Origin of the sequence: Chryseobacterium sp. CH25 (genome assembly GCF_004119455.1) — a bacterium.
Taxonomy (GTDB): domain Bacteria; phylum Bacteroidota; class Bacteroidia; order Flavobacteriales; family Weeksellaceae; genus Chryseobacterium.
Genome location: NZ_NRQT01000001.1, coordinates 798,764 through 825,105 on the forward strand (window position 1 = coordinate 798,764; position 26,342 = coordinate 825,105).

Sequence of the window (26,342 nt, forward strand, 5' to 3'; positions counted from 1 at the left end):
TCACTTTTTGAGGTTATAAGGCTGGAAGCTGGAAGAAGGATGCTGGAAGTTATCTATGTCATGGGTACATCTAGAAGTTATCATAAATTCTTTGGGGAAATTCTCTTGTGTTGAGCAATGCTGTTAAGCGTCTATCATAACTTCCCTCTTCCAGCTTCCTGCTTCCCACCTAAAAATCATAAGATCCCAGCCCAACTAAGGACCAGGATCTTACTGTGAAAAACAAGGTATCTTTATATCGCAGGTCCTGCTGCGTCTTTTATTTCTTCTAATAATTTTTTACGTTCACGAAGTCTTCTTCTGGCAATAACAGATTTACCGCCAAGCACTCTGATAAATCTGAAGTACTGGAATCGTTTAGCTCCGAAGTGATGGGTAAGTACATAAACCAAAACTCCAAAACCAATAAGAATAATAAATCCGAATATCTTTTTGGTAGCGATAAGAATAGCATTAAGCTGAATGGTTTTCATATTAGCCATTACATTCTGTGGAGTTACCGTCATTCCGTCCATATAAACAGCAAGATCTCCTATTGCGGTAACCTGGAAACGATATTGTAGCCATGAATATAAGGTAGAAAATATACCTACTGCTAAAAAAGTTCTCCAAACCAGTATTAATCCGATAGCTGCCAGCATTTCATCCATTTCAAGTTTATCTAATGTATAGAACCATACAGAAATAAACAGAGAACACATTCCATAGCCTTTTAAGAACATAGGCAGGTACCAGTTATCATAATTGAATTCCATTACCATGGAGAAATACATGATTATTGCATAGCCTATCATTCCTGCAAACCCTGAAAAAATATACATTTTCAATGGTTTTTCTTTTTTAAACCAAAATATAGCAATGATTCCAGCCAGAATGATTCCCGGAATCATCATCATGCTCAGTTTCGCATTAGTCAATTGATCATATCCTAAAACTCCTACAGCAAAAGTATTCTGAAGAGAAGCTGTTCCTAAGAACATCCCTAGCCAGAACAGCATAAATAAACCATTCTGTACATTACTTTTTGTGAAAATTTTAAATGAAAGATAAGGTCTCTTTAGTGTTAACTGACGAATAGAAAGCAATGCAAAGCTCACAAATGCTGCAATACTTGCATTAATGATATTCTTTGAATTCAACCAGTCCTGCTGTCTTCCGAATGCATACACATAGGCCGAAAACATAAAGGTTGAAATAAAAAGCAGAATACTCAACCAGTCAATATAATGCAATGGAACTTTCAGGGCAAAGTATTTGTTATGCATGAAAATCCAGTGTATAAAAGCTAAAATAAAGCATAAAACTGCTGTAAAAATATAATACTGCTGCCAATTATACAGAAGAGCAAATTCCGCTGAATAATACACAGCCACCTGATTCATCACCAGAACAAATGTGTAAAATGCTCCATAAAAAATCCCTCTGTTCCCAATCATTACCATTAATGGCAGGAAGAGTTCTATAGTTACCATCATCTTCATAAATCCGATCAGTAAAGCGGAAAAAACGAAGATCATCGGCTGTAAAGTAGTAGAATTGATATAGCTTAATAATCCTAAAAGAACCAATAACAATACCAATTTGTCTCTTACCTTGAACCGCATTTTGATCCTGATGACAACCGGCATACACGCTCCCATTCCAATAGTGGTCGCATAATTCGCCCACAAGAAATATTCTGTCATAGCTCCTGTACCACTCACCAGAGAGCTGATGTTCCCGGTATACACTCCACCAATCGGCATTACCACGGCAAGCAGTAATACAATCAGCAGAAGCTGTACGGGTTTGGGCACCCAATCGCTATATAATCCTTTGTTGTACATATTGTAGATATTAGATTACAGATATCAGATAACAGACTTTACCAATTCAGCCTTCAATCTTTATTCATCATATCAAGTCTGAAATCTGACCTCTGATATCTTTTAGTCTTTATTAATATTCACGTTCATATTCATACCAGCACTCAGCTTCTCAAGATCTTCTTTCTTATTAGCAGCTGTAAACTCGATTCTTACAGGAATTCTCTGTTGTACTTTTATGAAGTTACCTGTTGAATTATCTGTTGGTACATTTGAATATCTTGATCCGGTAGCCGCAGAAACAGCAGTTACCACTCCTTCAAATTGTTTTCCACCCAATGCGTCTGCTGTCATCATCATTTTCTCCCCTACTTTAATATTAGGCATCTGGCTTTCAAGGAAATTGGCAGTTACCCATTTCTGCCCATTCAATACGATGGTTGCCACTTGCTGACCTGGTTGAATTAATTGACCTTCAGAAATCGTTCTTCTTCCCATCACTCCATCATAAGGTGCTGTAATTACGGTATAAGAAAGATTGATTCTGGCCATATCCAAAGCAGATTTTGTTCTTTTGATCTCTGCATCATTAATTCCTAATCTGCTTTTCACTTCTGTAGTGGAAAGGTTAGCTGATTGCTTTTGGTTTACTAAGGTTTCATAAGCTGCTTTTTGAGCATCATATTCAGTTTTTACCTGATCGTACTGCTGTCTCGTTACTGCTTCTGCAGATAAAAGATTTTTATATCGGTTCAGGTTCTGTTCAGCGTTCCAAAGTCTTGCTTTTGCTCCTGCAATATTAGATTCCATAACATTTACATTATTGGAAACTGTGTTGACAGAAGAACTGGTTGCTGTTTTTTGAGCCATTGCATTTTGGTAAGCTGCTTCAGCCTGTCCTAGCTGAGTAAGGATTTCACGTTCATCCAAAATCACCAGCGTATCTCCTTTTTTTACTCTTTGGTGCTCAATAAATTTAATTTCTTTAATATAAGCAGAAACCCTTGTATTGATCGGGTTGATAAATTCTTCTACCTGAGCCGCTTCTGTATATGTTTTGTTCCCGATGTGGAAATATTCACGAATCAGCCAGAATAACCCGAAGCCGATCACCAGAAAAACGATGATATTAGAAATGATCGCTCTGATTTTATTTTTTTTGTTCTGCTTTTTTTGCTGTCTACCGCTGGTTTTGCAGGAGTAGGTGTTGTATTTTGAGTAGTTTGTTCCTTGTTTTCCATTGTGTTGATTTCAGTTTAAAAAATTAAAGTGTTCCTGTAGCTTTCAAAAGGTTATAATATTGATACAAAACATTGATTTCTGCGTTTGCATAATCCAGTTCTGACTGCAGTTTCTGGTTCTGTGCATCAATCATTTCCGCCTGCACAGCCAATTGATTCAGATATTTGGCTTCGGTAATTTTGTAGTTTTCTTCTGCCAGCCTTTTGGAATCATTTAAAATATCGGCCTGCTGAATAGACTCCTGGTATTTGGTATACGCCGCATTCACTCCCATATCTACATTCTGCTGCACCAAAGTCATCGCATCACTCGCCTGATTCTTCTGCATTTCTCCCAGTTTTACTTTTTCTTTTGTTTTGTACAGGGTATCGATATTGTAACTAAGAGAAACTCCTGTCTGCCAACCTCCTGAATACATATCCAAGACAGGGTTTCTCGTAGTAATCGGTCTTTGTAAAGTATATCCGCCGAATCCTGCCAGCGTAGGTAAATTATCGGTTTTAATAATTTCAATATTCTTATCCGCTACTGCAATGTTTTTCTGTGCTGATTTCAACACCGGATTGCTGTCATGAGCAAGGCTCATATAATAATCCATCCCAATTCCTGATTCTTTGTTATCCAGACTTTCAGTAGGAACAATTTCAGTGTCAGAAGATAAACCTAAGGCAATATTTAAATTATAGTTAAGGATTTTTTTATTATTTGAAAGGGTCAGAATTCCCTGATCCAGGTTTTTAAGGGCAAGTTCACCACGAATCACTTCGTTTCTGGTTACCATTCCCTGCTGATAGAACTTCTGGATATTTTTCAAACGTTCCTGAGCTAACTTTTTATTATTCTGAAATACTTCTTGTTGGTTGATGATCTTATAGACATCCAGATAGTTGGAGATTACTAAGAATTTCACATCCTGTTTGTTTTTCTCCAGATCCAGTTCAGAAAGCTGTTCACGAAGCCCTGCCATTTCAATGGATTTATTCACCAATCCTCCTTTGAAGATCAATTGAGTAGCCTGAACCGCATACGAACTTCCGTAATGAGGCATAGGGACCTTTGTAGAATTTGAAAAATCTTTATCGATGGCTACTGCATCCCCCAAATAGAATTGGCTTGTAGAAGCCGTGATGGTTGGAAGTTTCTGAAGCTTGGCAACATTGATATTCTGTTTGGCTATATCAATATTCTGAGCGGAAACCTTCAACTGCTGATGATTCTGAACTGCCAGTTCAGCAATCTCACCTGCGGTCAGCTGTTTTACCTGTTGTGAAAAAACAGCGCAGGAAAAGCTGCTATCAATACAGATAGTGCTGTTTTTATTTTTTGTGTCATTTTACCTTGTTTTACAGATGCAAAGTTAGGACAACAACAAAATCAATCAAATGTTTGATTTTTGGAAAAAGATGTTCAAATGTAGGATTTTAGTTTTCAAACTGATGTCTGTACTGTCTGGGACTCACTTCCATATGCTTTTTAAAAAAGTGTGAAAACGCATACTGATCACTAAAACCAAGGATAGATGAGACCTCTGATACAGGTTTATTGGAAGAATTCAGAAGTACTTTTGCTTCATTCATTACGATTAAAGCAATAATATGGCTTGCTGTTTTTCCCGTCACCTCTTTGACTACTGATGAAAGATGTCTGGTTGTAATGGATTGTTTTTCGGCATAGAACTCCACCGTCCTTTCTGTGAGGTGATGCTCAGAAAGATCTGTCAGAAAAACAAAGACAATTTCCTCCTGTCTGGACATCTGGTTCATAGAATTATTATCTTCTTTAGAAATAATTCCGGCCATCTGATAGCAGAAAACAGAGAAAAGATGTTCCACCATTTCTTTTTTATAAAGCATATCGGTTTCAGAATCCAAAATGTATTTCAGAAAATTGACACTTTTCCAGACTACTTCCATTTCACTTTCCAAAAAAGGAACTCCTCTATTCATCTGCTGTCTGAAATAGCGGTACGTAATCAGCCTGTTGAATTTCAAAGAAAGGGCGGAAATAAATTCTCTTTTATAGGAAACCATTCTAGACTGAAAATCGTCTGTTACTGATATCACTTCATAAATAGTTTGCGGGTCTGTTACCATAAACATATTAGCAGAAACCTCCAGGTCACTGAAGTGCTGGCGAAGTTTTATAGTTCCAGATTTAATGAAAATAAAAGACGGATTTTCGGGACGGAATGGCTTATCAACAGCAATTCTCTCGAAAATATTTTTTTGTGTAAAAATTTCAACTCCGAACTTTTCTAAGGCAGACATAACACAAATGTAAGCAATCTTATCACTGATTGCAAAATTTTATTATTTTAGCATTAATCCAATTCCTGTCAGTATGAGAAAGGTTGATTTATTATTTGCAGAATATAGCAAGAGCCATAGAAATGCGACTAACAAGTTCATTCACTGGTTTTGTGTGCCTTTAATTTTTTGTTCTATCCTTGGGTTTATTTCCCTCATTCCATCGTCTCATTTCTGTATTTCCTATTTTGGATGCATCAGCATTGTAAGTTTGGTTGCTGTTGCACTGATAAGTTTATATTATGTAAGACTTTCTTTACTAATCGGAATCACCATGATTTTGATTATGCTTTTGGCAGAACATTGTATCTATCTTACTAATATCAGTCTTGGTAAGCAATCCTGGATCCTTTATCTCAGTGTTTTTGCCATTACATGGATCTTCCAGTTTATCGGACATAAGATTGAAGGGAAAAAGCCTTCTTTCCTGAAAGATATTCAGTTTCTTCTTATCGGGCCGATATGGCTGCTAGGCTTTATTCTGAAAAAGACCGGGATCAGATATTAACATCTTTCGCTTATTCTATTAAACAAATTCAGATTTTTTTTATAAGCATGATTTTTGATAGTATTCATGAAAAATTAACTTTTCATGAGAACTTTACTTTTACCATTACTTTTTTTAGCATTTATTAATTGTAGCAAGTCTGGCGGTGATAATCTGTCTGCTAATGCTGATCTTACAGAAATAATAGAAGAACAAGCTCCTCTAAATAAAGCTTCGCTTATTAATGCTAAAACAGATGATGCATCCTCCAACGAACCTAATAGCAATAAGACTGATACTCTCTCCCGAAAAATCATTAAAAACGGGAATATGAGAATTCAGGTTGGCGAAATAAAAAAAGCGCAGACCCTCGTCAATGGAATTTTAAAAAAGAGTAATGCTTATATTCAAAAAGAAGAATTTCAAAATACAGATATAGATGAAAACCTTGATTTAACCATCCGTGTTCCTCATAAAAATTTTGATACGCTTGTCAATTCATTTTCTGATGGTGTAGGCTCTGTATTGTCTAAAAATATTTCATCAGATGATGTTACAGAGGAATATACTGATGTATCCATAAAACTGGCTAACAAAAAAATTTATCTTGAAAAATACCGGGATATGCTTAAAAGTGCCACTACCACAAAGGATATGTTGGAAATACAGGAAAAAATCCGAGGTCTGGAAGATGAAATTGATGTCGCTGAAGGAAGACTTCGTTTTATTGATGACCGGGTGAATTACAGCACTTTAAATTTAAGCTTATATAAAGAAAAAGTAAGAAGTTCTACAACTTCAAAAATTGGATTCGGAAGTCGTTTTGTAGACTCCCTGACAGAAGGATGGAACAGTTTTGTAGCTTTTTTATTAGGGATTATTTCCTTCTGGCCTTTCTTCTTATTGATTCCTTTAGTTATTTTTCTCTGGAAAAAATGGAAAAAGAGAAAACAGTAGTTTTTTCCTAATATATTAAGAAAACCGAATCTCTATTGAGGTTCGGTTTTTATTTTAGTGGGCATATTTTGTTGGAAGATCCGGATAAGCATCTTTTAATGGAATCGTTTTTCCTCCTTTAGATATTTCAGCCTTTGGATAAGCGTTTTTAAATACCTTAAAGGTGATGAGTGCAGGTTCACTACTCTTTATCTGGTTTAATGCTTTAAAAGCATCCAGGATTTCCTGACTGTCAAAAGAATAATTGCTTCCATATCGTTGCGTATTTCCCCAATCAATAGAAAACCTGTTTGGAAGATTTCTCAGTTTTGCATCTTCATAAGTTTCATTTTCAGTTCTCATTGATTTACCATCAAAAGCATACACTGAAATTTCTGAAACATCTTCTGAATTTTCGGTTTCAACTTTCACCATCCATGTATATTTTTGAATAAGAACATCTGAATAATCTGAAATCCCTTTCAGAGAAGGAAAGTCATTATATTTTTCGCCTGCATATTCTCTGTACACCAACATTTTCAATGTTCCCGGAATTTCTTTTGCCAGAAAACCTTCTATTAATTTTGATCCGAAATTCTTATTTTCCGGCTGTTCAATCTTCAATAATATCTTGCCTTTTGGCTGAATTTCCATTTTCAAATCTATTCCAAGACTCTTATTATCCAAAGCGTTCTGCATTTTTTCCAAAGGAAGCTTTGTATTCAACTGATAAAACTTTTTCTCTTCAACAGAAAAATATTTAACAGACAAAGAGTCTGGTAACAGATCATCCTGAGACCAAAAATAAGCAGAATCTGTTCCTTTTGAAACAATTAATTTGGGAGAGTTATAATCTAATCTGTTTTCAGAATTATTAAAAGTATTGATAAAAACCACATCAAGGATTTTAAGCATTCCTGACTTTTCATCTGTAGAATCCGGGGACACACTGATGATCTTTGCTGACCATTTTACTTTATTAAATTCCTTTTTTTGTATTAAAGCAATTCCATAAAGAAGAACCAGTACGATAAAAACGCCTGCCAGACCAAGATTCATATAATCCACAACTGTTTTCTTCATACTCTTAATGTTGATAAGCTCTTCCCAAGGCTCCTAAATAAGACAGTGCTACAAATGCCAGAAGGGAAACAATTACAATAAAGAAAGTAAAATACCTGAATGATTTCTTATATCTGGATTCTCTGAGAAACGAATTAAGAACTACAGAAACAGTTGGAATCAAAAAGCACATAAAAGCTAAGGATAAACCTTCCCCCATCTCAAAATCTATATAATCCAAGTAGTTGATCAGCAATACCTGAATGCAAAACAATAGAATAACAGTAAGAAACGGGTTATTTTTCATTATTAGTTTTTTATTTTCCTAATACAAACACTGCGGGAACTTTATGAAGCTCAGGCTTTTGTTTCTGCCAGTCTTTGATTGTTTTTGTCTTAATAAACTCATGCTCTGGATCATTGATATTAGCAGCAATACAAAGCTTGGTATTAGGAGACAGAAATTTAGTCAAATCTTCAATAAGTTGGTTATTTCTGTAAGGAGTTTCCATAAAAATCTGAGAATAGCCAGTTCTTTGAACTAAACTTTCCAGCTGTTGAATCTGCTTCTTTTTCTCTCCTTTATCAATTGGAAGATATCCGTTGAAAGTGAACTCCTGTCCGTTGAATCCGCTTGAAATTAAAGCCAGAATAATAGAAGAAGGACCTGAAATAGGAACTACCTGGATATTTTTCTCATGGCACCATTTTACCATCAGATTTCCCGGATCTGCAATACATGGTAATCCTGCTTCAGAAAGTAATCCGAAGTCCTGCCCTTTCAGCATCATCTGCTGAGCTTCTTTAATATCCGCGTTTTCCGTATACTTATCCAGTAAAAACAGCTTCAGATCTGCCTGTTTCTTTTCAGGAGCAAAGAATTTAACAACCTTTCTGGCTGTTTTCTCATTTTCCACGAAGAAGTAATCCGTTTGCATGATATAGTCTTTTATAACGGGTGCAAAATGAGTAATAGAAGTGTTTTCTGATAAGTAAGCAGGGAGTAAAAAAAGCATTGTTTTATTTTTTAGTTCTTTCGTTTAGTGAAGGTTGTGGGAAGTATTTGGCAAGGTCCATAGAAAAGGTAACAGAGGTTATTTTCCAGGTACCGTTGATTTTCATCAGTGTCCAGATTTCTTTCCCCCAGTTTTCCATTTTACCGTCATACCAAAAGCTGTAATCGAAATTGGCAGAAGCTACTGCTCCATCTTCAACGATTTTTATATTGTCAAATTTTTCTTCAGACTTGTTGTCTTTAAAGCTTTTGATGAAAGCTTTATAATCATCAGCAAAATAATATTCTGCCTTGGGATTCTTTTCCAGACGTTTCGCCTGTGTTCTGTCTTTATAGATTCCGGTCCAGAGTACAGGTTCCTGGAATAAGGACAGATATTGAGCTTCATTTCTTGTTTTAATACATTCCATAAAGTCGCTCATTACTTTAAGTATTTCTTTTTCATCTTTGGTTTGAGCGAAAGAGAAATTAAAACTTAGTACAAGTAATAATAACAGTTTTTTCATGATTATGATATTAGGATTTGGTTTCTGATGGCATCACATCCTTTATCCAATAATTGGTAAACCTTTTCAAAATCATTCATATCTCCCCAATAAGGATCGGGAACCTCAGCATTTTTATGATCGTCCAATACTTCTAAAAATAATGATATTTTCTGACGTTCTTCCTCATTTTTAGCTTTGGAAATAACGTCTTTAAGTACATCCCTATCCATACAGTAAATCTTATCAAAAGTTTCGTAATCTTTTCTGGTGATAGGTCTTGATCTCTGCCTGGAAATATCAACACTATGATTGGCGGCGGTTTTAATCGCTCTTTTATCCGGATGTTCCCCTTCATGCATAGAAATGGTTCCGGCAGAATCTACCATAAAGCTTTCAGGAACTTTTGTTTTCATAATTCCTTCTGCCAAAGGGCTTCTGCATATATTTCCGAGACAAACCATCAGGATTTTCATAGTCTGAAATTTAATAAATTAAACTGTGATCAATATTTATTACTCAACAAATCTAAATAAAAAATGAAGAATACAACTATTCTTCATTTTTAAATATTTTAGCTTAAGATGATCTTACTGCTTGATTCTTTCGGTAAGATCCTTAACGTATTTCTTGATTTCTTTATCAATTTTGGATACATCTTTGATGGTATCACAAGCATACATTACTGTAGAATGGTCTTTTCCGCCCATTTCTTCACCAATCTTAGTGAACGTAGAGTTGGTGAACTCTTTTGAGAAATACATCGCCAATTGTCTTGGTAAAGCGATTTCTCTTTTTCTTGTTTTAGACAGAAGCTGCTCTTTTTTGATTCCAAAATAGTCGCATACCACTTCCTGAATATAAGGAATATTGATCACCTTCTTTTGGTTGGCTGCAATTCTGTTGATGGTTTCTTTTAATAACTCAAGACTTAGATCTCTCTTATAAACTGTAGAATATGCAATTACCGAGTTAATAACCCCGATTAGCTCTCTTACGTTTGTTTTTGTTTCCACAGCAAGGAAGTCAAGCATGTCTCCTGGAAGTACAATTCCGTCTCTGCTTAATTTGTCTTCAATGATCTGTCTTCTTGTAGATAAATCCGGAGATTTGATTTCTGCAGAAAGTCCCCATTTGAAACGGGAAACAATCCTGTCCTGAATATCCATGATGTCTGCAGGTGCTTTATCTGAAGTTAGGATAATTTGCTTTCCATTTTGATGCAAATGATCGAAAATGTGGAAGAAACTGTCTTGTGTTGCTGATTTTCCTGATAAGAACTGGATATCATCAATAATCAATACATCTACCATTTGATAGAAGTTCGCAAACTCTGTCTGCTTATGTGCTTTCGCAGCAGAAATAAACTGCTGGATGAATTTTTCTGAAGATAAGTAAAGAACTACTTTGTCCGGAAACTGATTCTTTACTTCAAGACCAACAGCCTGGCCTAAGTGGGTTTTCCCTACTCCATACCCTCCATATAAGAATAATGGGTTGAAGGCTGTAGCTCCCGGCCTTTTTGCAATTGATCTTGCTACGGTAGCTGCAAATTTATTACTTTCTCCTTCTACATAACTGTCAAAAGAATAGTCTGGTTTCAGATTAGAATCGATATTTACTTTTCTGATTCCAGGGACCACAAAAGGGTTTACAATATTAGCTGAGAATCCTTGTGGCATTGTTTCCTGTGTTTTTGGAGTAGGAACACTTTGTCCCTTCATATTCATGGTAACCGGCTTTTCTTCACCTTTTGGTCTGTTTTCCATTACAGAATACCATAATTTAACTCCTTTTCCTACATTTTTCTTCAGGGCAGCAGAAAGTAAGGACAAGTAGTTATCCTCTATATATTCCTTGTAAAAATCGCTCGGTACGATAAGTGTAAGGTTGTTAGACACTAATGAAAGTGGCTGAACCTTATCAAATAACATATCGAAAGATTTCTCAAGTTTTTTCAGGTCAGAATTATCTTCAGCTGCGTTCAAGTTATCGCGCATAAACTGAAGGCACTTCTGCCATATCATCATTAAATTGTCATCCATTTTTATGCCCTGATTATTCTTTTGTTTGTACTGTTTTTAGAAGGGAGACAAAGGTCCAATTTTTTCTTTTTAAAAAAAATATTGCAGGTATTGATTATTTAAAAATATATTTGTATGTATAATTAAAGACCTAAAATGATACACACAACACATTCAATACGAGTACGTTACGCAGAAACAGATCCCATGAAATATGTATACTATGGTAACTACGCTCAGTACTTTGAAGTGGGCCGGGTTGAGCTCTTCAGAAGCATAGGAATTTCATACGATGAAATTGAAAACCAAGGAATTTGGCTTCCTGTTTCGGACTACAAAATTAAGTATATCCGCCCAGCTTTATATGACCAAAAGTTAGAAATTCATACCTATGTAAAAAAAATTCCAGGAGTAAGAATTGAGTTTGAGTATGAAATTTACAATGAAGAGCATATCAAAATTACTGAGGCTTCCACTACTCTTTTCTTTTTAGATGCCAAAACCAACAAAGTCATTAAATGCCCTGATTTCCTGATGAAGATGATTGAATCTAACTGGAAGAAAGCAACAGAGGATACATTATAAGATAAGAATTAAAGAAAAAAGAGTGGTAAAGTAGAGCCCGAACCTCGGAACTCGGAACCTGAACCATCTAACTCAAACTTTATCTCCTCTTGTCTTGCGCTTTGAACTATAATTCGCACCTTTGTCTTGTAATAACAACAATACCTTATATATTTATTTATGAAGATTGCATTTTTGGGGCCTCACGCCAGCTTTACCCAGCTTGCCGCTGCACAGCTTTTTCCTGATGATGAGCTTTTACCACAAGCCAGTATTTTGGATTGTTTTGGAGCTGTAGAAAACGGAGACGCACTTAAAGCTGTTGTTCCTTTGGAAAACTCCATAGAAGGCACCGTATCTATGACGCTGGATTATCTGTATAAGACACCGTCTATTAAAATTGAGGCAGAAGCTGTAATGCCTATTGCTCACCACCTGATGATTCATCCTGAAAATTCTATTGAAGAGATTGAAAGGATTTATTCACATCCTCAGGCACTGGCTCAGAGTTTCCATTTTTTAGATACTCATTACAAAGGAATTCCCAAGCAGGATTTTTCCTCTACAGCTGCTGCTGCTAAGTTTGTTTCAGAAAATAAAGATTCTAAAATTGCTGCAGTGGCGAATCAGTTTGCAGCCAACTTATATGGTCTGAACATCATCAACCGCAACATTCAGGATTTTGAACAGAATCATACCCGGTTTATCATCATCTCTAAACAGCAAAACAAATATGACAACAGCCAGCTGGAAACACTGGGAGAGAAATCCGGAATGCTTATTACCCTTCCAGAAGATCACCCCGGAGGACTTCACCAGGTTTTATCTGTTTTTGCATGGAGGAAAATGAACCTCAGCAAGATTGAATCCAGAACCCTGAAAACCGGATTGGGTAATTATTTTTTCTTTATTAATGTAGAAGGAGCCTGGGAAGACATATTACATGGAAATGCGCTAAAAGAACTTGAATCTATTAACGCAGACGTTGATTTCCTTGGAAATTATAAAGAATTTCTTCTAGAAAGCTAGAAAAAAATACATAAAAAATTGAAAACACTGCTCTAATCGGCAGTGTTTTTTTGTTATATACGTAATATAAAAATATAATATTTCACCAATAAATGTGTAGTAAAATTCATTATAACTCTAAAAAATAACCCACTTAACAGGGAAATTTAATTTATCCAAAACCCTCATTAACACTGAATTATAAAAATAACACAAAAATAACTCGTAATTAAAATATGTAATTATATACAACAAAATACAAACATATGTTTAAATATTTCCCATCATAATATTATAAAAAATATAAATTTCACAATACAGAGTATAATTTTTATTGTATATTTGTTAGCAACTAAATAAAAATTTGATCATGAAAACTAAAATCTACAGCCTAATTGTAGCCTTTGCTACTCTACCGCTATTTTCCCAAGTAGGAATTAACACGGCTACTCCCTCAGCAACTCTTGACGTAATGGTACTTTAAAGGTAAGAGACACCCCAGCGGCAACAGCTTTACCTGGATATCAGATTTTGGCCCTAAATGAAGGAAGTGAACAGGTCTTTATGGTTGACCCGCAGTTATTAATAGATGCTTCTGGAGTTAACTCAGGAATGTTTGCAGCCAGAAAGTCTACAGGAATAAACCTTTTAAGTCTTGGACTTTTTCCTTCCGGCTTCAGAGCAGTTAACTTTGTAGCAGCAGAAAGAACAATAGGATCTGCAGCTATGTTCTCAGATTCTGATAATACTTTCATTGTTCCATCTACCGGAGTTTATTACATCGGATTTTCATTCCGCTACGGAACGGGAGTACAAGCCTCATTATTGGCAAACTCACCGGGTGTGGGAATCGTAAGAACAAGAAGTGGGGTTGCCACTACAATTGACAGCCGTGCATTCAGTGGTATTGATGTTACTTTATTAAAATTAACGATTTCAGATGCAAGTATTAATTCAATATATTCTCTACAGGCAGGAGATAAGATTTCTTTTGGTCTTGTAGGTTCTTCTCTGCTTGACGCAGGAATATTAGGATCAAGTGTTGCTTCATTTACTATTTACAAAGTATCCAACTAATATCAGTACAGACATATTGTTAGTTATCTATATCGTTAGCCCATCGCCTCTATTGCGATGGGTTAATTTTTACTACCATTCAATTTTCATTATATTTGATAAAAACTATATAATGAATGAGTATCTTGCAGTTATCCTGATTGTAGTTATTGCCATCATTTTCAATAACCTGAACACCAAGATCCGGAAACTTGAAAAAGAGGTATCAGATCTTAGTTCTAAAATCAATCAAAAAACACCACAACCTGAGATAACCCAGGAAGCTACTCATGATGAAGAAACTGCCCTTCCATCGCCTTCCCCTATTTATGAGCATCGTAGAGAAACCATAACCACCAGTAAGAATTCTGAATACCCCTCAATAATTCAAAAAGACTGGCTTAGTCCTGTATTTGAATTTTTAAAACAAAATATTCTTACCGTTATTGGTATTTTCACTTTAGTTCTCGGAATAGGCTATTTTGTTAAATATGCCATCGATAAAAACTGGATTGGAGAAACTGCAAGGGTAGGAATTGGTTTATTTACAGGATCAATCATTATTCTTACAGGACATTTCCTGAGAAAAAATTACAAAACATTTGCATCCATTATCACGGGTGGCGGAATTGCCATATTATACTTTACCACCACCATTGCTTTCAGAGAATATCATCTTTTCAGCCAGAATACAGCGTTTGTTATTACTTCAATAATCACCGCTGCTGCCATTGCGCTCTCCTATTATTACAAAAGTGAAGTTTTAATTATCTTTTCATTAATAGGCGGCTTTACAGCTCCTCTGATGATCAGTACAGGAGAAAGCAATTATCCATTTCTTTTCACTTACCTTACTTTATTAAATATCGGTATGCTGGCCGTTGCCTTCCTTCAACACTGGAAAAGTGTAGGATGGACAGCATTTATCTTTACTGGCATTTATCTGTTGTACTGGACAGTAGATCTTCCTGAATTGTTAAGCATTACATTTTATCTGATCAGTTATATTATTTTCTACATTTTTGCTCTTCATAACTATTTCAGGAGAAATGAACTTTCTGTTCCGGATATCCTAATGCTTGCTCTTATTAACGGCGCAAGTATTATAGGCCTTACCTATATCTTCCATGAAATACAATATGAACCGGTTATTATCTTCCCTCTTATTTTTGCAGCAGTCAATACAATCCTTCTTTTCAGAGAATATGGGAAAAGAAACTTCGGAATTTCTTTTTCTGTTTTTGCAGGAATAACAGTAAGCCTGATTACAATAGCCGTTGCTCTGCAATTTAAAGCGCATCTTATTACCAGTGTTTGGGCTATAGAGGCCACCCTACTTCTTTTTATATGGAAAAAAACAGGTCATAAAATTTTCAGAACATTCTTCAATATCCTTTTTCCTCTTGTTATTTTTGCACAGATTATTACATGGTGCGAATACTTCAGTGCTAAAAACCTCAGCATCATATTCAATCCTGTATTTTTAACAAGTCTGGTAACTATTGTATCAACCGGGGTCAATTTATATTTATTAAAAAACATTCCTAAGGAAGGAGAAGCAAAATCAACTCCTTTTTTGAAGATCTTATTACAACTGCAAGTTATGGGGTAATTTATGCCGCTATACTTTTTGAAATTATTTATCATATCAACACAATGCCTTGGGCTGCAATAACCAGCACAGGATTACTGTACAGTATCTTTTATATTTTCATAATGTTATTCTTCAGAAAAAAGCTGAACATTGCCAACGACCTTCAAACCGGATTGATCTACCTGTTCTTTTTCCTTATTATGATTAATATTTCTACTGTTACCTCAGCAGCAGTTACGGATATTTTATCAAAAAAGCTTCATAGCAGTTTTTATATAATACATTTACTTCAGTGGATACCTTTTGTATATGCAGTTTTAAAAATCATCCCCGATACAGAATTCCATAAAGCAAGAATTTCATACTGGGCTATTTCTATAACATTCATTGCTTCGGTAAGTGCTGAACTTTATCACTTATATGTATTGGCAGCATCTCATAATGTAACCGAGTCTTATGCTGCAAAAAATCATTTCAACATTCTTTATTTACCAATCATCTGGACCATTCTTGCCAGCCTATTTATTTATATAGGACTGCGAAAAAGTATTCAGGAATACAGCAGAGTTGGGTTTGCCCTGATCGGCTTAATGGTTTTAAAACTTTATGGCTATGACGTTTGGCAAATGGATAACATTTCCAGAATAAGTGCGTTTATTGCCCTTGGGGTTATCCTGCTATTAAGTTCATTCACTTTTCAGCGTCTTAAGAATATTATCAAAAACATGGTTGACACCAAAAAGGAAAACGAAGAAAATCAGGAATTATAATTAGTCCAAAAGTTTTTATCTCTAAATGAAATTTAAAACATTTCAATATTTAATTCAAATTTTATAAAAAATAACTATATTTATCACGTTTTTAACATTACATATTCTGATTATGAAAAAATTACTCTATTCTTTTTTAATATTGTCATCTGCAACTTTATTTGCACAGAAAAAGCTTGCAGTAGCTGATAATATGATTGGAACTGAAGACCTGTTCAAGTCGAACGTTCCTCAGATGCAGGTCCTGAAAGCCTATAATAGCGCAGCAAGCCTTCCTGCCAATTTGAAAAAATACAGTTCTGTTTTTACAAACGGAGTTACTGTATATAAATTCAAAGGCAATAATGTACTTGACCGAATGACATTAGCGCAGCTGAACAAGCAAAATGACATCCCTGCTGACAATTCTGTTTTTATTGACGATCAAGAATTTACGGATTCATCTACTAAAATATTCACAGCAATTATAGCAAAGGCAGAGAAAAAAGATCACAACGGGAAGCCAGCTTTCTTTATTTACACAACAAAGTAATTTTTAACAATACAAAAAAAGGATAGCATGAAGAATGCTATCCTTTTTTACTTAATATTTATTTCCCCACTTCTTCTTCAGCTCTTCATAGATCTTCTTTTCTGTGGAGTTGCTTCCGGGATCATACAGTTTCACATCTTTGATCTCCTGAGGAAGAAAGTCCTGGTCTACAAAGTTTCCTTCATAAGAATGAGCATATTTATATTCTTTCCCATAATCAAGATCTTTCATCAATTTAGTAGGAGCGTTTCTTAAATGAAGAGGCACAGGTAAATTCCCGGTTTGTTTTACTAATGCCATTGCTTCATTAATTGCCATATATGCAGAATTACTCTTAGGAGAAACAGCAAGATATACAGCCGTTTCACTTAGAATAATTCTCGCTTCAGGGTTTCCGATCACATTGATCGCCTGGAAACAGTTATTGGCAATCACCAGCGCATTAGGATTAGCCAGTCCAATATCTTCTGCCGCCAGAATAAGCATTCTTCTTGCAATAAATTTAATATCCTCTCCACCAACAAGCATTCTCGCCAGCCAGTACACTGCTCCGTTAGGATCACTTCCCCGCATTGATTTAATGAAGGCAGAAATAATATCATAATGCTGCTCACCATTCTTATCATAAAGGGCCATTGTTTCCTGAAGAACTTCCAGTACATCTGAATTGATAATCTCTTTGGTATCTGTATTTTTATACTGATTCAAAACCAGCTCTACAGAATTAATCAGCTTTCTGGCATCACCTCCTGAATACTGAATAAGGGCTTCTTTTTCAAGAATTTTAAAATCTGTTCCTTCATCTTTATTATATCTATCGGAAGCAATATCAATAAGCTCCTCAAGCTTTTCATAACTTAAGGCTTTCAGAATATAAACCTGACTTCTGGACAATAAAGCTGAAACAACTTCAAAGCTTGGATTTTCTGTGGTAGCGCCTATTAAAACAATCCAGCCTTTTTCTACAGCATGCAACAATGAATCCTGCTGAGATTTATTGAAACGATGAATCTCATCAATAAATAAAATGGGAGATTTTCCTGAAAATAAATTCTGCTTTTTAGCATCTTCAATCACATCACGAACGTCTTTCACTCCGGAAGAAACTGCAGAAAGCTTATAAAACTTCCTCCCAGATCTTTCCGAAACAATTTCCGCCAATGTTGTTTTTCCTGTTCCCGGCGGCCCCCAAAAGATCAGGGAATTCAGGGTATTGTTTTCGATCATTTTTCGGATCGTCCCTTTTTCGCCGGTAAGATGTTCCTGGCCTAAAACTTCATCCAGAGTTTTAGGTCTTAATTTCTCGGCTAATGGAATATTTTGATTCAAAGTACTTTTATTTTTTAGATCAACATTTCAGATTTCTATGGTCTGAAACTTATAACAAAATTAAACTAATTTTCATTTTTTTACCCTATTTTTGCATTGTTTTGAAACTTACATTCAATAAAATCATTACATTTCCTATGGTAATTTTGATAAAATTTTACCAGTGGTTTATCTCGCCCCTACTTCCTAAAAATTGCCGTTACGAACCTACCTGCTCTCATTATATGATAGAGTCTTTACAGGTTCATGGTATATTTAAAGGGTTCTGGTTGGGATTTAAAAGGATTTTAAGATGTCATCCTTGGGGAGGAAGCGGCTATGACCCTGTTCCACCTAAACATAAGCATCAATAAAAAATAACAAACTATTAAATCAATAGAAAAATGAGTAATATTTTTTTCAGAATTTACCTTGTCATATTTGCATTGGTTACTCAGTGCCTTTTCGCACAGGAATACCCTGGAGGTTTATCCGATGGAACGTTGGATATTAATGGAAACAATGTTCCTGTAAAGATCTACTCTACAACAGAATTAGGAGATCTGAGTGCTTTTCCGGACAGAGGAATTAAAGACAATGTTCTTGTCATCCTTAACGAATCTAATTTTGAGCCTGCTTACTATAATTACGGCGTTTCAACACTGGCAAGATTCAAGGATTCACAATATCAGTTTTTTGATAAAAACTTCAAATTAATCGATACAGCTCCTACTAAAGATAATATTACAACATTCAAATATGCTGTAAAATCTGCCAAATCCATCTCTGATGCTGATAAAGTAGAACTTAAAACCTCTTTTAAAATATGGGATCCTTCAAAAGGAATTAATATCGGGATATTTACTTTACATTTTTACAGCCTGATGTTTGTCTTTGCATTTGGTTTAGGATATGTTTTAATGACCAGAATCTTTAAAATTGATAATGTAAATCTGAAATACCTTGAACCTCTTTTTACATGGACCTTGATAGGAACTATTCTTGGGGCAAGATTAGGACACGTTATCTTCTATCAGCCGGAACTGTTTAAAGAAGACTTCTGGAGTGTATTTTTACCGATCAGTACTAAAAACGGTTTTAAATTTACTGGTTTCTCAGGATTGGCTAGCCACGGAGCAACAATTGCTTTGATTCTGACTACTCTTTATTATTCCTATAGAATTATCAAGAAGAATCCTTTCTGGGTATATGACAGATTAGGAATTGTGGTAGCTTTGGGGGGTGCATTTGTAAGAATGGGGAACTTTTTCAACTCTGAAATTGTAGGAAAACCAGCTGATCCTAATTCTCCGTTCGCTTTACTTTTCCCGCAACAAAGCAGTGAATACGGCCTTACTGTTCCACGTTATCCGAGTCAACTATTTGAAGCCGTAGGATATGTTGCTCTCTTCATTTTATTGTGGGTTCTTTATAGAAAAACGAATAAGAAATACCAGCAAGGATGGCTATTCGGGTTATTCTTTATTATACTTTGGGCTATCAGATTCTTTGTTGAATTTCTGAAAGAACCTCAAGGTGATGAGTTTATCCAAATTGGCGGTTTAAATACAGGTCAGGTGCTTTCCATTCCATTTATGATTGCCGGGGTAATCATTATGATCGTTTCTAAGAAATTTAAAATTACAGAAGCAGAAAATGCGAAACCTGAATAATCAAACTGTATAAATCATTCTGGTTTTACAATATAAAAAGGCAAATTTGTTCATTACAGATTTGCCTTTTTTTCGCTTAAGTTTTTATTATACACTTATCTATAAATTTCTTTCTGTTTTTCTATTTAATTCTTTAAACACATTTCCTAACTCATTAATTACATCTGTAGGAAGCATAGACTCTTTTGAATATTTCTCAGCTGCAAAATCAGCAGCTTTCCCATGTAACCAGACTCCTAGGATACAGGTATCTTTCCGGAATATCCCTGTGCCAGCAGTGAAGTAAGAACTCCGGTCAGAATATCTCCACTTCCCCCTTTGGCCAGACCAGCGTTTCCGGTCAGGTTATAATAAACATTTCCTTCAGGAGTAACCACCTGCGTATGATGATCTTTTAATACAATATAAATACTGAGTTCTTTAGCTTTTTCTCTTGCTAACTCCAATCTTTTAAATGAATTTTCAGTTTTCCCAAACAGTCTTTCAAATTCTTTGGGATGAGGAGTAATAATTGAATTTTCAGGAATTAATTGAAGATTTTTCTGATCTTCAGAAATAATATTCAAAGCATCAGCGTCTAATACCAATGGCATCTGATAATCTTTCAGAAAAGCCAAAAGACCTTTTTGAGTATCTTCATGAGTGCCCAGACCAGGACCAATTCCTATGGTTGTTCCAGCATCAATATCAAAATCTTTAATAAATAACTCTCCACCTTCTATAAACATAGCTTCAGGGCAGGAAGTCTGCAAGATTTCATATCCACATTGAGGAGCCAATGTAAAAGTAAGGCCAGCACCCGTTTTCAAGACTGATTTTGTAGCCAGTACTGCAGCACCTATCTTTCCATAACTTCCACCTGCAATAACTGCTTTTCCATAGTTTCCTTTGTGAGCGAAATCATTTCTGGGTTTAAAAAGAGATTCTGCAAAAGAGTCATCAGTCACAAAATAATCTGTTTCAGTTGTTTCATGATAATTTTTACTGAGTCCAATATCCAGAATAATTACTTTTCCAGCATATTTTCCTGTTTCCGGGTGTAGAAAGCTTCTTTTCCAGGATTGAAAACTTAGCGTATAATCTGCTTTTAAAGCTATAAAATCACCTTCAAAAACTCCGTCTGCAGAAAGTCCGGAAGGAACATCTATTGCTATTTTCAGGTTATCTTTTGTATTAATCCAATTTACCAGCTCTTTATATTCATCAGCCAGAGGCCTTGATAATCCGGTTCCGAAAAGCGCATCAATAACAACCGTTTTATCATCAAAGCTGTCTTGCCTAATCTGGCTGAAAGTCTGGACAGAAATTCCGGAAATCCCTCTTAACCTCTTCAGATTTACTGCTGCATCTTCTGAGAATTTGCCTTCAGAATCATCAACAAATACCTCTACATCAAATCCTTTCAGGTACAGCATTCTTGCCACGGCAAAACCATCGCCGCCATTATTTCCGTTTCCACAAAACACAGCAGCCTTTCTATGAACTTTAGAATGTTCAGAGATCCAATTGGATGCAGCTATTGAGGCTCTTTCCATCAACTGAATAGAAGCTATAGGCTCCTGGATGATGGTAAATTCATCCCAACTTCTGATTTGTCTGGCAGTAAAAATTTTCATGGGTAAATCTAACTTTTAGATAAATTATAAAAGATATTTCATTATGATAAGGCCCCGGCAACAAAAATACAGAGACCTCATTAATGAGGTAAAATATAAGATTAAAGTTACGATTTCTATTAAAAAAGACAGTACGGATTTAGAATAAAAATCTGATTTTTAAGGCAAAAAACGATAAAAAGTAGTGTTTTTTACATTTTTTAATTATATTTTTGTGTGTATACTAATTAAAAAAATATAAATTATGGGATTTGTTAAGGAATTTAAAGAGTTTGCCTTTAAAGGAAATGTTCTCGATTTGGCTGTCGGTGTAATCATCGGTGGTGCATTTGGTAAAATTGTTTCGTCTTTAGTGGAAGATGTTATTACCCCTTTGATCTTAAATCCTGCACTTAAAGCAGCAGGTGCAGAAAATATTGCTAAACTTACCTGGAATGGAGTTGCTTATGGAAACTTCCTTTCTGCAATCATCAGCTTCCTGTGTATTGCTATGGTTCTTTTCTGGATCATTAAAGGAGCTAATAAAGTTAACAAAAAAGAAGCTCCGGCTCCTGCAGGACCTACAGATGATCAGAAGCTATTGGCTGAGATCAGAGATCTATTGAAAAGCAAAAACAATATATAACCTGTTCTAACGGTTTAAAAATATAAAAGCACCTTCTTGAAGGTGCTTTTACTTTTATCTTATGTATCCAATTACTGGATCTGTAAAATACTTGAAATCTGATCCGCCAGAGAAAGCCCGATTCTATCCTGAGCTTCAAGTGTAGAAGCACCTGTATGCGGCGTTAAAGAGATCTTAGAATGGCTAAGAACTTCTTTAGAAGGTGTTGGCTCATTAATGAAAACATCAAGACCAGCAAATCTCACTTTACCGGAATCCAATGCTTCAATTAAAGCAGCTTCATCAATTACTCCACCTCTGGAACAGTTTACAATTGCCACTCCGTTCTTCATCATTTCAAACTCATTTTTACCAATCATATATCCGTCTTTCTGAGCCGGAACGTGAAGGGTAATAAAGTCTGAATGTTTTAAAACTTCCTGTAGAGGTTCTGTTTCGATGTCTACATTGATGAACTGATTGTTGTAGAACTTCACTTTAATGCTTGCTCTTCCCACATTATTATCAGCTGCAACTACTCTCATTCCAAGTCCAAGAGCAATTCTTGCCACTTCCTGGCCAATTCTTCCCATTCCAACAATTCCGATGGTCTTTCCTCTCAATTCTATACCAGCTGCATATGCTTTTTTAAGTCCTGCAAATTCAGTATTCCCTACCAAAGGCATCTTTCTGTTGGAGTCCTGAAGAAATCTCGCTCCGGAAAATAAATGGGCAAAAACAAGCTCAGCAACGGATTCCGAAGAAGCTGCCGGCGTGTTGATTACATGAATTCCTTTTTCTCTTGCATAATCCACATCAATATTATCCATTCCTACTCCACCTCTTCCGATGATTTCGAGCGACGGACAACCATCAATAATATCTTTTCTTACCTGAGTAGCACTTCTTACCAATAAAGTACGCACCTGGTGCTCATTAATATACTCTACTAAAAATTCCTGCGGAACTTTTGCAGTAATTACCTCGAATCCTTTTTCTGTTAATGCATCAATTCCAGATTGGTCCAGGCCGTCATTAGCTAAAACTTTCATAAATACAACTATGTTTTAAAAGTTGAAAGATTTAAAAATTAAAGGATATACTCCATTCAATTTTTAAATCTTTCGTTATATTAAATTTATTCTTCGTCTTCTTTGAACACTTCAATGGTTACTTGCTTTTCTACCAGGTCCGTAAATCTTCCCTTGTATCTTGTAGCTCTTACCAAATGATTATCAATCCAGTGATAATTTCCACCCCTTGGTTTCCCGCAAAGTACACTGTGGTATTTGAAACCATGCTTATCTAACCAGTCGATGGTGATTTGCTTCAGATTTTCAGTTCTTGAGGTAAAGAAACAAATCTGGTGCCCTTCATCATACCATTTATTAATGGTTTCCAAAGCATCAGGATATGGTTCACACGTAACCATTCTTTCGGGTTCTTCATTAGGAACATCATCTGTAATGGTTCCGTCTATATCAATTAAGTAATTTTTAACTCCGTCCTTAAGAATAGGACTGATGTGCTCTATGTATTCTAATTCCATCACCAAAATTTGAGTAACAAAGTTACGGCTTTTAAATCTATAAGACATATTAATCTTTATTTATGTTAAAAATTTACTACAAAAACCTTTATTCAATAAATAATATCAATATTTTATTCACCAATTCACAATTTATGATTAAAATTTTTCTTTTAATTTTAATTTAGAAAGAGAATTAGAGAATATTTGAAGTTTTAATAAATGTTTTCCTTCTATTCAAAAGATATAATGTTTTCCTAAAAATTTCCAAAATACATTTATTACTCTTACATTTGTAGAAATGGAAGAATTAGTAGTTTTAGTAAATCCTGATGATGTGGTTTTGGGCTTGATGGAAAAACAACAAGCTCACATTAATGGCCTGTTACACCGTGCTTTTTCTGTATTTCTGTTCAACAGTAAGGGCGAAATGCTTCTTCAGAAAAGAGCTTCAGGAAAATACCATTCTCCCAATCAATGGACCAATGCTGTATGTTCACACCCTAGAATCGGGGAAACTTATCTGGCCGGAGCTCAACGAAGATTAAAAGAAGAGTTGGGGATTGAGGCGGAACTTTCAGAAAAATTCAACTTTATTTACAAAGCAGATGTAGGTGGTAACCTTTGGGAACATGAATTGGACCATGTTTTTGTAGGAAACTATGAATCTGACTTTCATCTGAATAACGAGGAAGTAGAGGAAGTAAGATTTATTTCTCCTGAAGAACTGGATAAAGAGATTTCTGAAAACCCAGAACATTTCACAGAGTGGTTTAAAATTATCCTTGAAGAATATAAACACCATTTTTAACGATGAAAAAATTCCTTCTCTTTACTGCCATGCTATCAGGAAGCCTGTTTTTTGCTCAAAAGACAACAACTTATGATAGTTCCAACTATTCTATTAATGTTCCTGATGGTTGGAGGTCAACCAATGACAGTGATATCATCAATATTTTCCCTACCAATGAAATCGGGGCTATTACTATTTCCGAATATCACGATCTGAATCTTCCCCAAGCCGAAACAAAGAAGTTCATTCTGGCTCTTTACAAATCTGAAGATGCTGAAAAAAAGTAAAGGAAAGCAGAGGTAAAAAAGGATATACAGAATATTTCTACGAATATTTTGACGAAAAAGAAAAACTTTTCTGGATTACAAGAGCCTTTCAAAAAGATAAGGATCTGTATCTGGTAACTATTAACTGTGGCCAGAAATTCTGGAACGGAAACTATATGACCCTATTTAATGAGACTTTTAACAGTTTTAAAATAAAGAAATAAAAATTAAATATGAAGAAAACAGCTTTGTACGACAAACATGTTTCATTAGGAGCTAAGATCGTACCTTTCGCAGGTTTTGAAATGCCTGTACAATATTCAGGAGTAACAGAAGAGCATTTTGCAGTAAGAGAGAAAGCAGGATTGTTTGATGTTTCCCACATGGGACAGTTTTTCATTGAAGGTCCGGGATCAAAAGATCTTTTACAGTTTGTAACGACTAACAATGTAGATGCTCTTGAAAACGGAAAAGCTCAGTACTCATGTCTTCCGAACGAAAATGGAGGAATCGTGGATGACCTTATTGTTTACAAAATGGAGGATGACAAATACTTCGTAGTAGTAAACGCTTCCAATATTGACAAAGACTGGAACCATATCTCAAAATATAATACTTTCGGTGCAAAAATGACTAACGCTTCTGATGACATGTCATTATTAGCAGTTCAGGGTCCTAAGGCTACTGAAATCCTTCAGAAACTTACGGATGTAAATCTTTCTGAAATCCCTTACTACAACTTTACAGTAGGAAGTGTTGCCGGAGTAAATGACATCATTATTTCCAATACAGGATATACTGGAAGCGGAGGTTTTGAAATCTACTTCAAAAACGAAAGTGCAGAAAAACTTTGGGATGAAGTAATGAAAGCAGGTGAAGCTGAAGGAATTATTGCCTGCGGATTAGCTGCCAGAGATACATTAAGACTTGAAAAAGGATTCTGCCTTTACGGAAATGATATTGATGATACTACATCTCCAATTGAAGCTGGCTTAGGATGGATTACTAAATTTGACAAGGACTTTGTATCTAAAGATGTTTTCGCTAAACAGAAAGAGGAAGGAGTTACCAGAAAATTAGTAGCTTTTGAATTGACAGATAAGGGAGTTCCAAGACATGACTACCCTGTTGTGGATGCTGAAGGAAACGTAATCGGAAAAGTAACTTCCGGAACACAGTCTCCAATGAAAAAGATCGGTTTAGGTCTTGCTTATGTAGACAAGCCTCACTTCAAGTTAGGTTCTGAGATCTTTATTCAGGTAAGAAACAAAAACATTCCTGCAAAAGTAGTGAAAGCTCCTTTCGTATAAATGTTACAAAATAATACTGAACAAGAGACTATCTTCGGATAGTCTCTTGTCTTTTAATATATCTTCAAAAAAAAGAGACTGTAAAATTTACAATCTCTGGATTCTTATCTGCAGTAACAGCAAAGTGATCGGTCCGGAGTACACATATCTCCTATTCCCGGATGGTTTGAAACCACCCCGCCTGCTTCACCACAAAGGGTATAACAATTAGGAACAATAACTTTTCCGCTTCCTTTAATTTCTTTTAACGCTGATCTGTTAAGATTCTTTGTTTTTAAAAAGCTTTTTGTCATGATTTTTTATTTTTTAGTAATTATAAAGTTAAGTATTTAACAATTAACTCATTAAAAATAAATCA

General features: G+C 35.3%; 28 protein-coding genes and 1 pseudogene. 14 read left to right on the forward strand and 15 right to left on the reverse strand.

The window, feature by feature from the left end; all coding sequences use genetic code 11:
• Positions 1 to 233: 233 nt before the first annotated feature.
• The 4 genes and pseudogenes from BOQ64_RS03510 to BOQ64_RS03525 all read right to left on the reverse strand — a co-directional run bounded on the left by BOQ64_RS03510 (position 234) and on the right by BOQ64_RS03525 (position 5,314).
• Positions 234 to 1,826: an MFS transporter gene (locus BOQ64_RS03510; RefSeq protein ID WP_129055980.1), complete on the reverse strand. Its 1,593-nt coding sequence runs from the start codon at positions 1,824 to 1,826 to the stop codon at positions 234 to 236.
• Between the two features lie 102 nt (positions 1,827 to 1,928).
• Positions 1,929 to 3,046 (reverse strand): annotated as a pseudogene (locus tag BOQ64_RS03515) (HlyD family secretion protein).
• Positions 3,047 to 3,069: 23 nt separating this feature from the next.
• Positions 3,070 to 4,251, reverse strand: coding sequence for a TolC family protein (locus BOQ64_RS03520; RefSeq protein WP_262708727.1), 1,182 nt, complete (start codon positions 4,249 to 4,251; stop codon positions 3,070 to 3,072).
• 217 nt (positions 4,252 to 4,468) lie between these two features.
• Positions 4,469 to 5,314 carry a helix-turn-helix domain-containing protein gene (locus BOQ64_RS03525; protein WP_129055974.1) on the reverse strand — a complete coding sequence of 282 codons (846 nt, stop codon included), beginning with the start codon at positions 5,312 to 5,314 and terminating at the stop codon, positions 4,469 to 4,471.
• A 73-nt stretch (positions 5,315 to 5,387) separates the two neighbouring features.
• Between BOQ64_RS03525 and BOQ64_RS03530 the strand changes: the two genes are divergently transcribed.
• Entirely contained in the window at positions 5,388 to 5,861 is a 474-nt protein-coding gene (locus tag BOQ64_RS03530; RefSeq protein WP_129055972.1) for a DUF962 domain-containing protein, read from the forward strand.
• Between the two features lie 84 nt (positions 5,862 to 5,945).
• Positions 5,946 to 6,797 carry a DUF4349 domain-containing protein gene (locus BOQ64_RS03535; RefSeq protein ID WP_129055970.1) on the forward strand — a complete coding sequence of 284 codons (852 nt, stop codon included), beginning with the start codon at positions 5,946 to 5,948 and terminating at the stop codon, positions 6,795 to 6,797.
• 54 nt (positions 6,798 to 6,851) lie between these two features.
• On the opposite strand, the gene BOQ64_RS03540 is transcribed toward BOQ64_RS03535, so the two are convergent.
• The 6 genes from BOQ64_RS03540 to dnaA all read right to left on the reverse strand — a co-directional run bounded on the left by BOQ64_RS03540 (position 6,852) and on the right by dnaA (position 11,383).
• The gene (locus BOQ64_RS03540) at positions 6,852 to 7,859 is read right to left on the reverse strand and encodes a hypothetical protein (protein WP_129055968.1); all 1,008 of its coding nucleotides are present in this window, start codon (positions 7,857 to 7,859) and stop codon (positions 6,852 to 6,854) included.
• Between the two features lie 4 nt (positions 7,860 to 7,863).
• Positions 7,864 to 8,145: a hypothetical protein gene (locus BOQ64_RS03545; protein WP_129055966.1), complete on the reverse strand. Its 282-nt coding sequence runs from the start codon at positions 8,143 to 8,145 to the stop codon at positions 7,864 to 7,866.
• 10 nt (positions 8,146 to 8,155) lie between these two features.
• Positions 8,156 to 8,854 (reverse strand): SAM-dependent methyltransferase, encoded by a 699-nt coding sequence (locus BOQ64_RS03550; RefSeq protein ID WP_129055964.1) that lies wholly within the window; start codon positions 8,852 to 8,854, stop codon positions 8,156 to 8,158.
• Positions 8,855 to 8,858: 4 nt separating this feature from the next.
• Positions 8,859 to 9,359 carry a nuclear transport factor 2 family protein gene (locus tag BOQ64_RS03555; protein WP_129055963.1) on the reverse strand — a complete coding sequence of 167 codons (501 nt, stop codon included), beginning with the start codon at positions 9,357 to 9,359 and terminating at the stop codon, positions 8,859 to 8,861.
• Positions 9,360 to 9,361: 2 nt separating this feature from the next.
• Positions 9,362 to 9,814 (reverse strand): low molecular weight protein-tyrosine-phosphatase, encoded by a 453-nt coding sequence (locus BOQ64_RS03560; RefSeq protein ID WP_129055961.1) that lies wholly within the window; start codon positions 9,812 to 9,814, stop codon positions 9,362 to 9,364.
• A gap of 114 nt (positions 9,815 to 9,928) precedes the next feature.
• Positions 9,929 to 11,383, reverse strand: coding sequence for a chromosomal replication initiator protein DnaA (gene dnaA, locus BOQ64_RS03565; protein ID WP_045495212.1), 1,455 nt, complete (start codon positions 11,381 to 11,383; stop codon positions 9,929 to 9,931).
• A gap of 135 nt (positions 11,384 to 11,518) precedes the next feature.
• Here dnaA and BOQ64_RS03570 point away from each other — a divergent pair, with 135 nt between their 5' ends.
• The 6 genes from BOQ64_RS03570 (at position 11,519) to BOQ64_RS03595 (ending at position 16,886) form a co-directional block, all read left to right on the forward strand.
• A complete protein-coding gene (locus BOQ64_RS03570) occupies positions 11,519 to 11,947 on the forward strand; it encodes an acyl-CoA thioesterase (protein ID WP_129059637.1) in 429 nt (142 codons plus the stop codon).
• A 159-nt stretch (positions 11,948 to 12,106) separates the two neighbouring features.
• Positions 12,107 to 12,955: a prephenate dehydratase gene (gene pheA, locus BOQ64_RS03575; RefSeq protein ID WP_129055959.1), complete on the forward strand. Its 849-nt coding sequence runs from the start codon at positions 12,107 to 12,109 to the stop codon at positions 12,953 to 12,955.
• 510 nt (positions 12,956 to 13,465) lie between these two features.
• The gene (locus tag BOQ64_RS03580) at positions 13,466 to 14,011 is read left to right on the forward strand and encodes a hypothetical protein (RefSeq protein WP_228448122.1); all 546 of its coding nucleotides are present in this window, start codon (positions 13,466 to 13,468) and stop codon (positions 14,009 to 14,011) included.
• Between the two features lie 112 nt (positions 14,012 to 14,123).
• A complete protein-coding gene (locus BOQ64_RS03585; protein ID WP_129055955.1) occupies positions 14,124 to 15,602 on the forward strand; it encodes a DUF2339 domain-containing protein in 1,479 nt (492 codons plus the stop codon).
• Between the two features lie 104 nt (positions 15,603 to 15,706).
• Positions 15,707 to 16,354 (forward strand): DUF2339 domain-containing protein, encoded by a 648-nt coding sequence (locus BOQ64_RS03590; protein WP_262708728.1) that lies wholly within the window; start codon positions 15,707 to 15,709, stop codon positions 16,352 to 16,354.
• A gap of 112 nt (positions 16,355 to 16,466) precedes the next feature.
• Entirely contained in the window at positions 16,467 to 16,886 is a 420-nt protein-coding gene (locus BOQ64_RS03595) for a hypothetical protein (RefSeq protein ID WP_129055951.1), read from the forward strand.
• Positions 16,887 to 16,937: 51 nt separating this feature from the next.
• Here the strand turns inward: BOQ64_RS03595 and BOQ64_RS03600 are convergent, their stop codons facing one another.
• On the reverse strand, positions 16,938 to 18,215 hold the full coding sequence (locus BOQ64_RS03600; protein ID WP_129055949.1) for a replication-associated recombination protein A: 1,278 nt from the start codon (positions 18,213 to 18,215) through the stop codon (positions 16,938 to 16,940).
• Positions 18,216 to 18,352: 137 nt separating this feature from the next.
• Between BOQ64_RS03600 and yidD the strand changes: the two genes are divergently transcribed.
• Together yidD and lgt are read left to right on the forward strand one after the other, a co-directional pair.
• Positions 18,353 to 18,568: a membrane protein insertion efficiency factor YidD gene (gene yidD, locus BOQ64_RS03605; protein WP_045502213.1), complete on the forward strand. Its 216-nt coding sequence runs from the start codon at positions 18,353 to 18,355 to the stop codon at positions 18,566 to 18,568.
• Between the two features lie 450 nt (positions 18,569 to 19,018).
• Entirely contained in the window at positions 19,019 to 19,867 is an 849-nt protein-coding gene (gene lgt, locus BOQ64_RS03610) for a prolipoprotein diacylglyceryl transferase (protein WP_129057076.1), read from the forward strand.
• A gap of 236 nt (positions 19,868 to 20,103) precedes the next feature.
• Here the strand turns inward: lgt and BOQ64_RS03615 are convergent, their stop codons facing one another.
• Complete coding sequence (locus BOQ64_RS03615) at positions 20,104 to 21,483, reverse strand: NAD(P)H-hydrate dehydratase (RefSeq protein WP_228448124.1); 1,380 nt, start codon at positions 21,481 to 21,483, stop codon at positions 20,104 to 20,106.
• Positions 21,484 to 21,727: 244 nt separating this feature from the next.
• On the opposite strand from BOQ64_RS03615, the gene mscL reads away from it, so the two are divergent.
• Positions 21,728 to 22,108 carry a large conductance mechanosensitive channel protein MscL gene (mscL, locus tag BOQ64_RS03620; RefSeq protein ID WP_045495200.1) on the forward strand — a complete coding sequence of 127 codons (381 nt, stop codon included), beginning with the start codon at positions 21,728 to 21,730 and terminating at the stop codon, positions 22,106 to 22,108.
• A 71-nt stretch (positions 22,109 to 22,179) separates the two neighbouring features.
• Here mscL and BOQ64_RS03625 read toward each other — a convergent pair whose 3' ends face one another.
• Positions 22,180 to 23,139, reverse strand: a complete 960-nt coding sequence (locus BOQ64_RS03625) for a D-2-hydroxyacid dehydrogenase (protein ID WP_129055947.1) — start codon at positions 23,137 to 23,139, stop codon at positions 22,180 to 22,182.
• Between the two features lie 86 nt (positions 23,140 to 23,225).
• The gene (locus tag BOQ64_RS03630) at positions 23,226 to 23,636 is read right to left on the reverse strand and encodes a phosphoheptose isomerase (protein ID WP_066698346.1); all 411 of its coding nucleotides are present in this window, start codon (positions 23,634 to 23,636) and stop codon (positions 23,226 to 23,228) included.
• A gap of 280 nt (positions 23,637 to 23,916) precedes the next feature.
• Between BOQ64_RS03630 and idi the strand changes: the two genes are divergently transcribed.
• From idi to gcvT, 3 genes are all read left to right on the forward strand, one after another.
• Positions 23,917 to 24,426 carry an isopentenyl-diphosphate Delta-isomerase gene (gene idi / locus BOQ64_RS03635; protein ID WP_129055946.1) on the forward strand — a complete coding sequence of 170 codons (510 nt, stop codon included), beginning with the start codon at positions 23,917 to 23,919 and terminating at the stop codon, positions 24,424 to 24,426.
• A gap of 2 nt (positions 24,427 to 24,428) precedes the next feature.
• Entirely contained in the window at positions 24,429 to 24,695 is a 267-nt protein-coding gene (locus BOQ64_RS23660) for a hypothetical protein (protein WP_228448126.1), read from the forward strand.
• A gap of 212 nt (positions 24,696 to 24,907) precedes the next feature.
• Positions 24,908 to 25,984 carry a glycine cleavage system aminomethyltransferase GcvT gene (gene gcvT / locus BOQ64_RS03645; RefSeq protein WP_129055944.1) on the forward strand — a complete coding sequence of 359 codons (1,077 nt, stop codon included), beginning with the start codon at positions 24,908 to 24,910 and terminating at the stop codon, positions 25,982 to 25,984.
• A 104-nt stretch (positions 25,985 to 26,088) separates the two neighbouring features.
• On the opposite strand, the gene BOQ64_RS03650 is transcribed toward gcvT, so the two are convergent.
• The gene (locus BOQ64_RS03650; protein WP_129055942.1) at positions 26,089 to 26,277 is read right to left on the reverse strand and encodes a hypothetical protein; all 189 of its coding nucleotides are present in this window, start codon (positions 26,275 to 26,277) and stop codon (positions 26,089 to 26,091) included.
• Positions 26,278 to 26,342: the final 65 nt, after the last annotated feature.

What these genes read in the sequence shown, in the direction of transcription:
- BOQ64_RS03650 (WP_129055942.1), bottom strand. Translation starts at nt 26,277, where the DNA reads ATGACAAAAAGCTTTTTAAAAACAAAGAATCTTAACAGATCAGCGTTA.
- BOQ64_RS03595 (WP_129055951.1), top strand. Translation starts at nt 16,467, where the DNA reads ATGAAAAAATTACTCTATTCTTTTTTAATATTGTCATCTGCAACTTTA.
- BOQ64_RS03615 (WP_228448124.1), bottom strand. Translation starts at nt 21,483, where the DNA reads ATGAAAATTTTTACTGCCAGACAAATCAGAAGTTGGGATGAATTTACC.
- BOQ64_RS03530 (WP_129055972.1), top strand. Translation starts at nt 5,388, where the DNA reads ATGAGAAAGGTTGATTTATTATTTGCAGAATATAGCAAGAGCCATAGA.
- dnaA (WP_045495212.1), bottom strand. Translation starts at nt 11,383, where the DNA reads ATGGATGACAATTTAATGATGATATGGCAGAAGTGCCTTCAGTTTATG.
- yidD (WP_045502213.1), top strand. Translation starts at nt 18,353, where the DNA reads ATGGTAATTTTGATAAAATTTTACCAGTGGTTTATCTCGCCCCTACTT.
- pheA (WP_129055959.1), top strand. Translation starts at nt 12,107, where the DNA reads ATGAAGATTGCATTTTTGGGGCCTCACGCCAGCTTTACCCAGCTTGCC.
- BOQ64_RS03535 (WP_129055970.1), top strand. Translation starts at nt 5,946, where the DNA reads ATGAGAACTTTACTTTTACCATTACTTTTTTTAGCATTTATTAATTGT.
- gcvT (WP_129055944.1), top strand. Translation starts at nt 24,908, where the DNA reads ATGAAGAAAACAGCTTTGTACGACAAACATGTTTCATTAGGAGCTAAG.
- BOQ64_RS03510 (WP_129055980.1), bottom strand. Translation starts at nt 1,826, where the DNA reads ATGTACAACAAAGGATTATATAGCGATTGGGTGCCCAAACCCGTACAG.
- mscL (WP_045495200.1), top strand. Translation starts at nt 21,728, where the DNA reads ATGGGATTTGTTAAGGAATTTAAAGAGTTTGCCTTTAAAGGAAATGTT.
- BOQ64_RS03550 (WP_129055964.1), bottom strand. Translation starts at nt 8,854, where the DNA reads ATGCTTTTTTTACTCCCTGCTTACTTATCAGAAAACACTTCTATTACT.
- BOQ64_RS03525 (WP_129055974.1), bottom strand. Translation starts at nt 5,314, where the DNA reads ATGTCTGCCTTAGAAAAGTTCGGAGTTGAAATTTTTACACAAAAAAAT.
- BOQ64_RS03590 (WP_262708728.1), top strand. Translation starts at nt 15,707, where the DNA reads ATGTTATTCTTCAGAAAAAAGCTGAACATTGCCAACGACCTTCAAACC.
- BOQ64_RS03540 (WP_129055968.1), bottom strand. Translation starts at nt 7,859, where the DNA reads ATGAAGAAAACAGTTGTGGATTATATGAATCTTGGTCTGGCAGGCGTT.
- BOQ64_RS03625 (WP_129055947.1), bottom strand. Translation starts at nt 23,139, where the DNA reads ATGAAAGTTTTAGCTAATGACGGCCTGGACCAATCTGGAATTGATGCA.
- BOQ64_RS03555 (WP_129055963.1), bottom strand. Translation starts at nt 9,359, where the DNA reads ATGAAAAAACTGTTATTATTACTTGTACTAAGTTTTAATTTCTCTTTC.
- BOQ64_RS03560 (WP_129055961.1), bottom strand. Translation starts at nt 9,814, where the DNA reads ATGAAAATCCTGATGGTTTGTCTCGGAAATATATGCAGAAGCCCTTTG.
- BOQ64_RS03570 (WP_129059637.1), top strand. Translation starts at nt 11,519, where the DNA reads ATGATACACACAACACATTCAATACGAGTACGTTACGCAGAAACAGAT.
- BOQ64_RS03585 (WP_129055955.1), top strand. Translation starts at nt 14,124, where the DNA reads ATGAATGAGTATCTTGCAGTTATCCTGATTGTAGTTATTGCCATCATT.
- idi (WP_129055946.1), top strand. Translation starts at nt 23,917, where the DNA reads ATGGAAGAATTAGTAGTTTTAGTAAATCCTGATGATGTGGTTTTGGGC.
- BOQ64_RS03630 (WP_066698346.1), bottom strand. Translation starts at nt 23,636, where the DNA reads ATGGAATTAGAATACATAGAGCACATCAGTCCTATTCTTAAGGACGGA.
- BOQ64_RS23660 (WP_228448126.1), top strand. Translation starts at nt 24,429, where the DNA reads ATGAAAAAATTCCTTCTCTTTACTGCCATGCTATCAGGAAGCCTGTTT.
- BOQ64_RS03545 (WP_129055966.1), bottom strand. Translation starts at nt 8,145, where the DNA reads ATGAAAAATAACCCGTTTCTTACTGTTATTCTATTGTTTTGCATTCAG.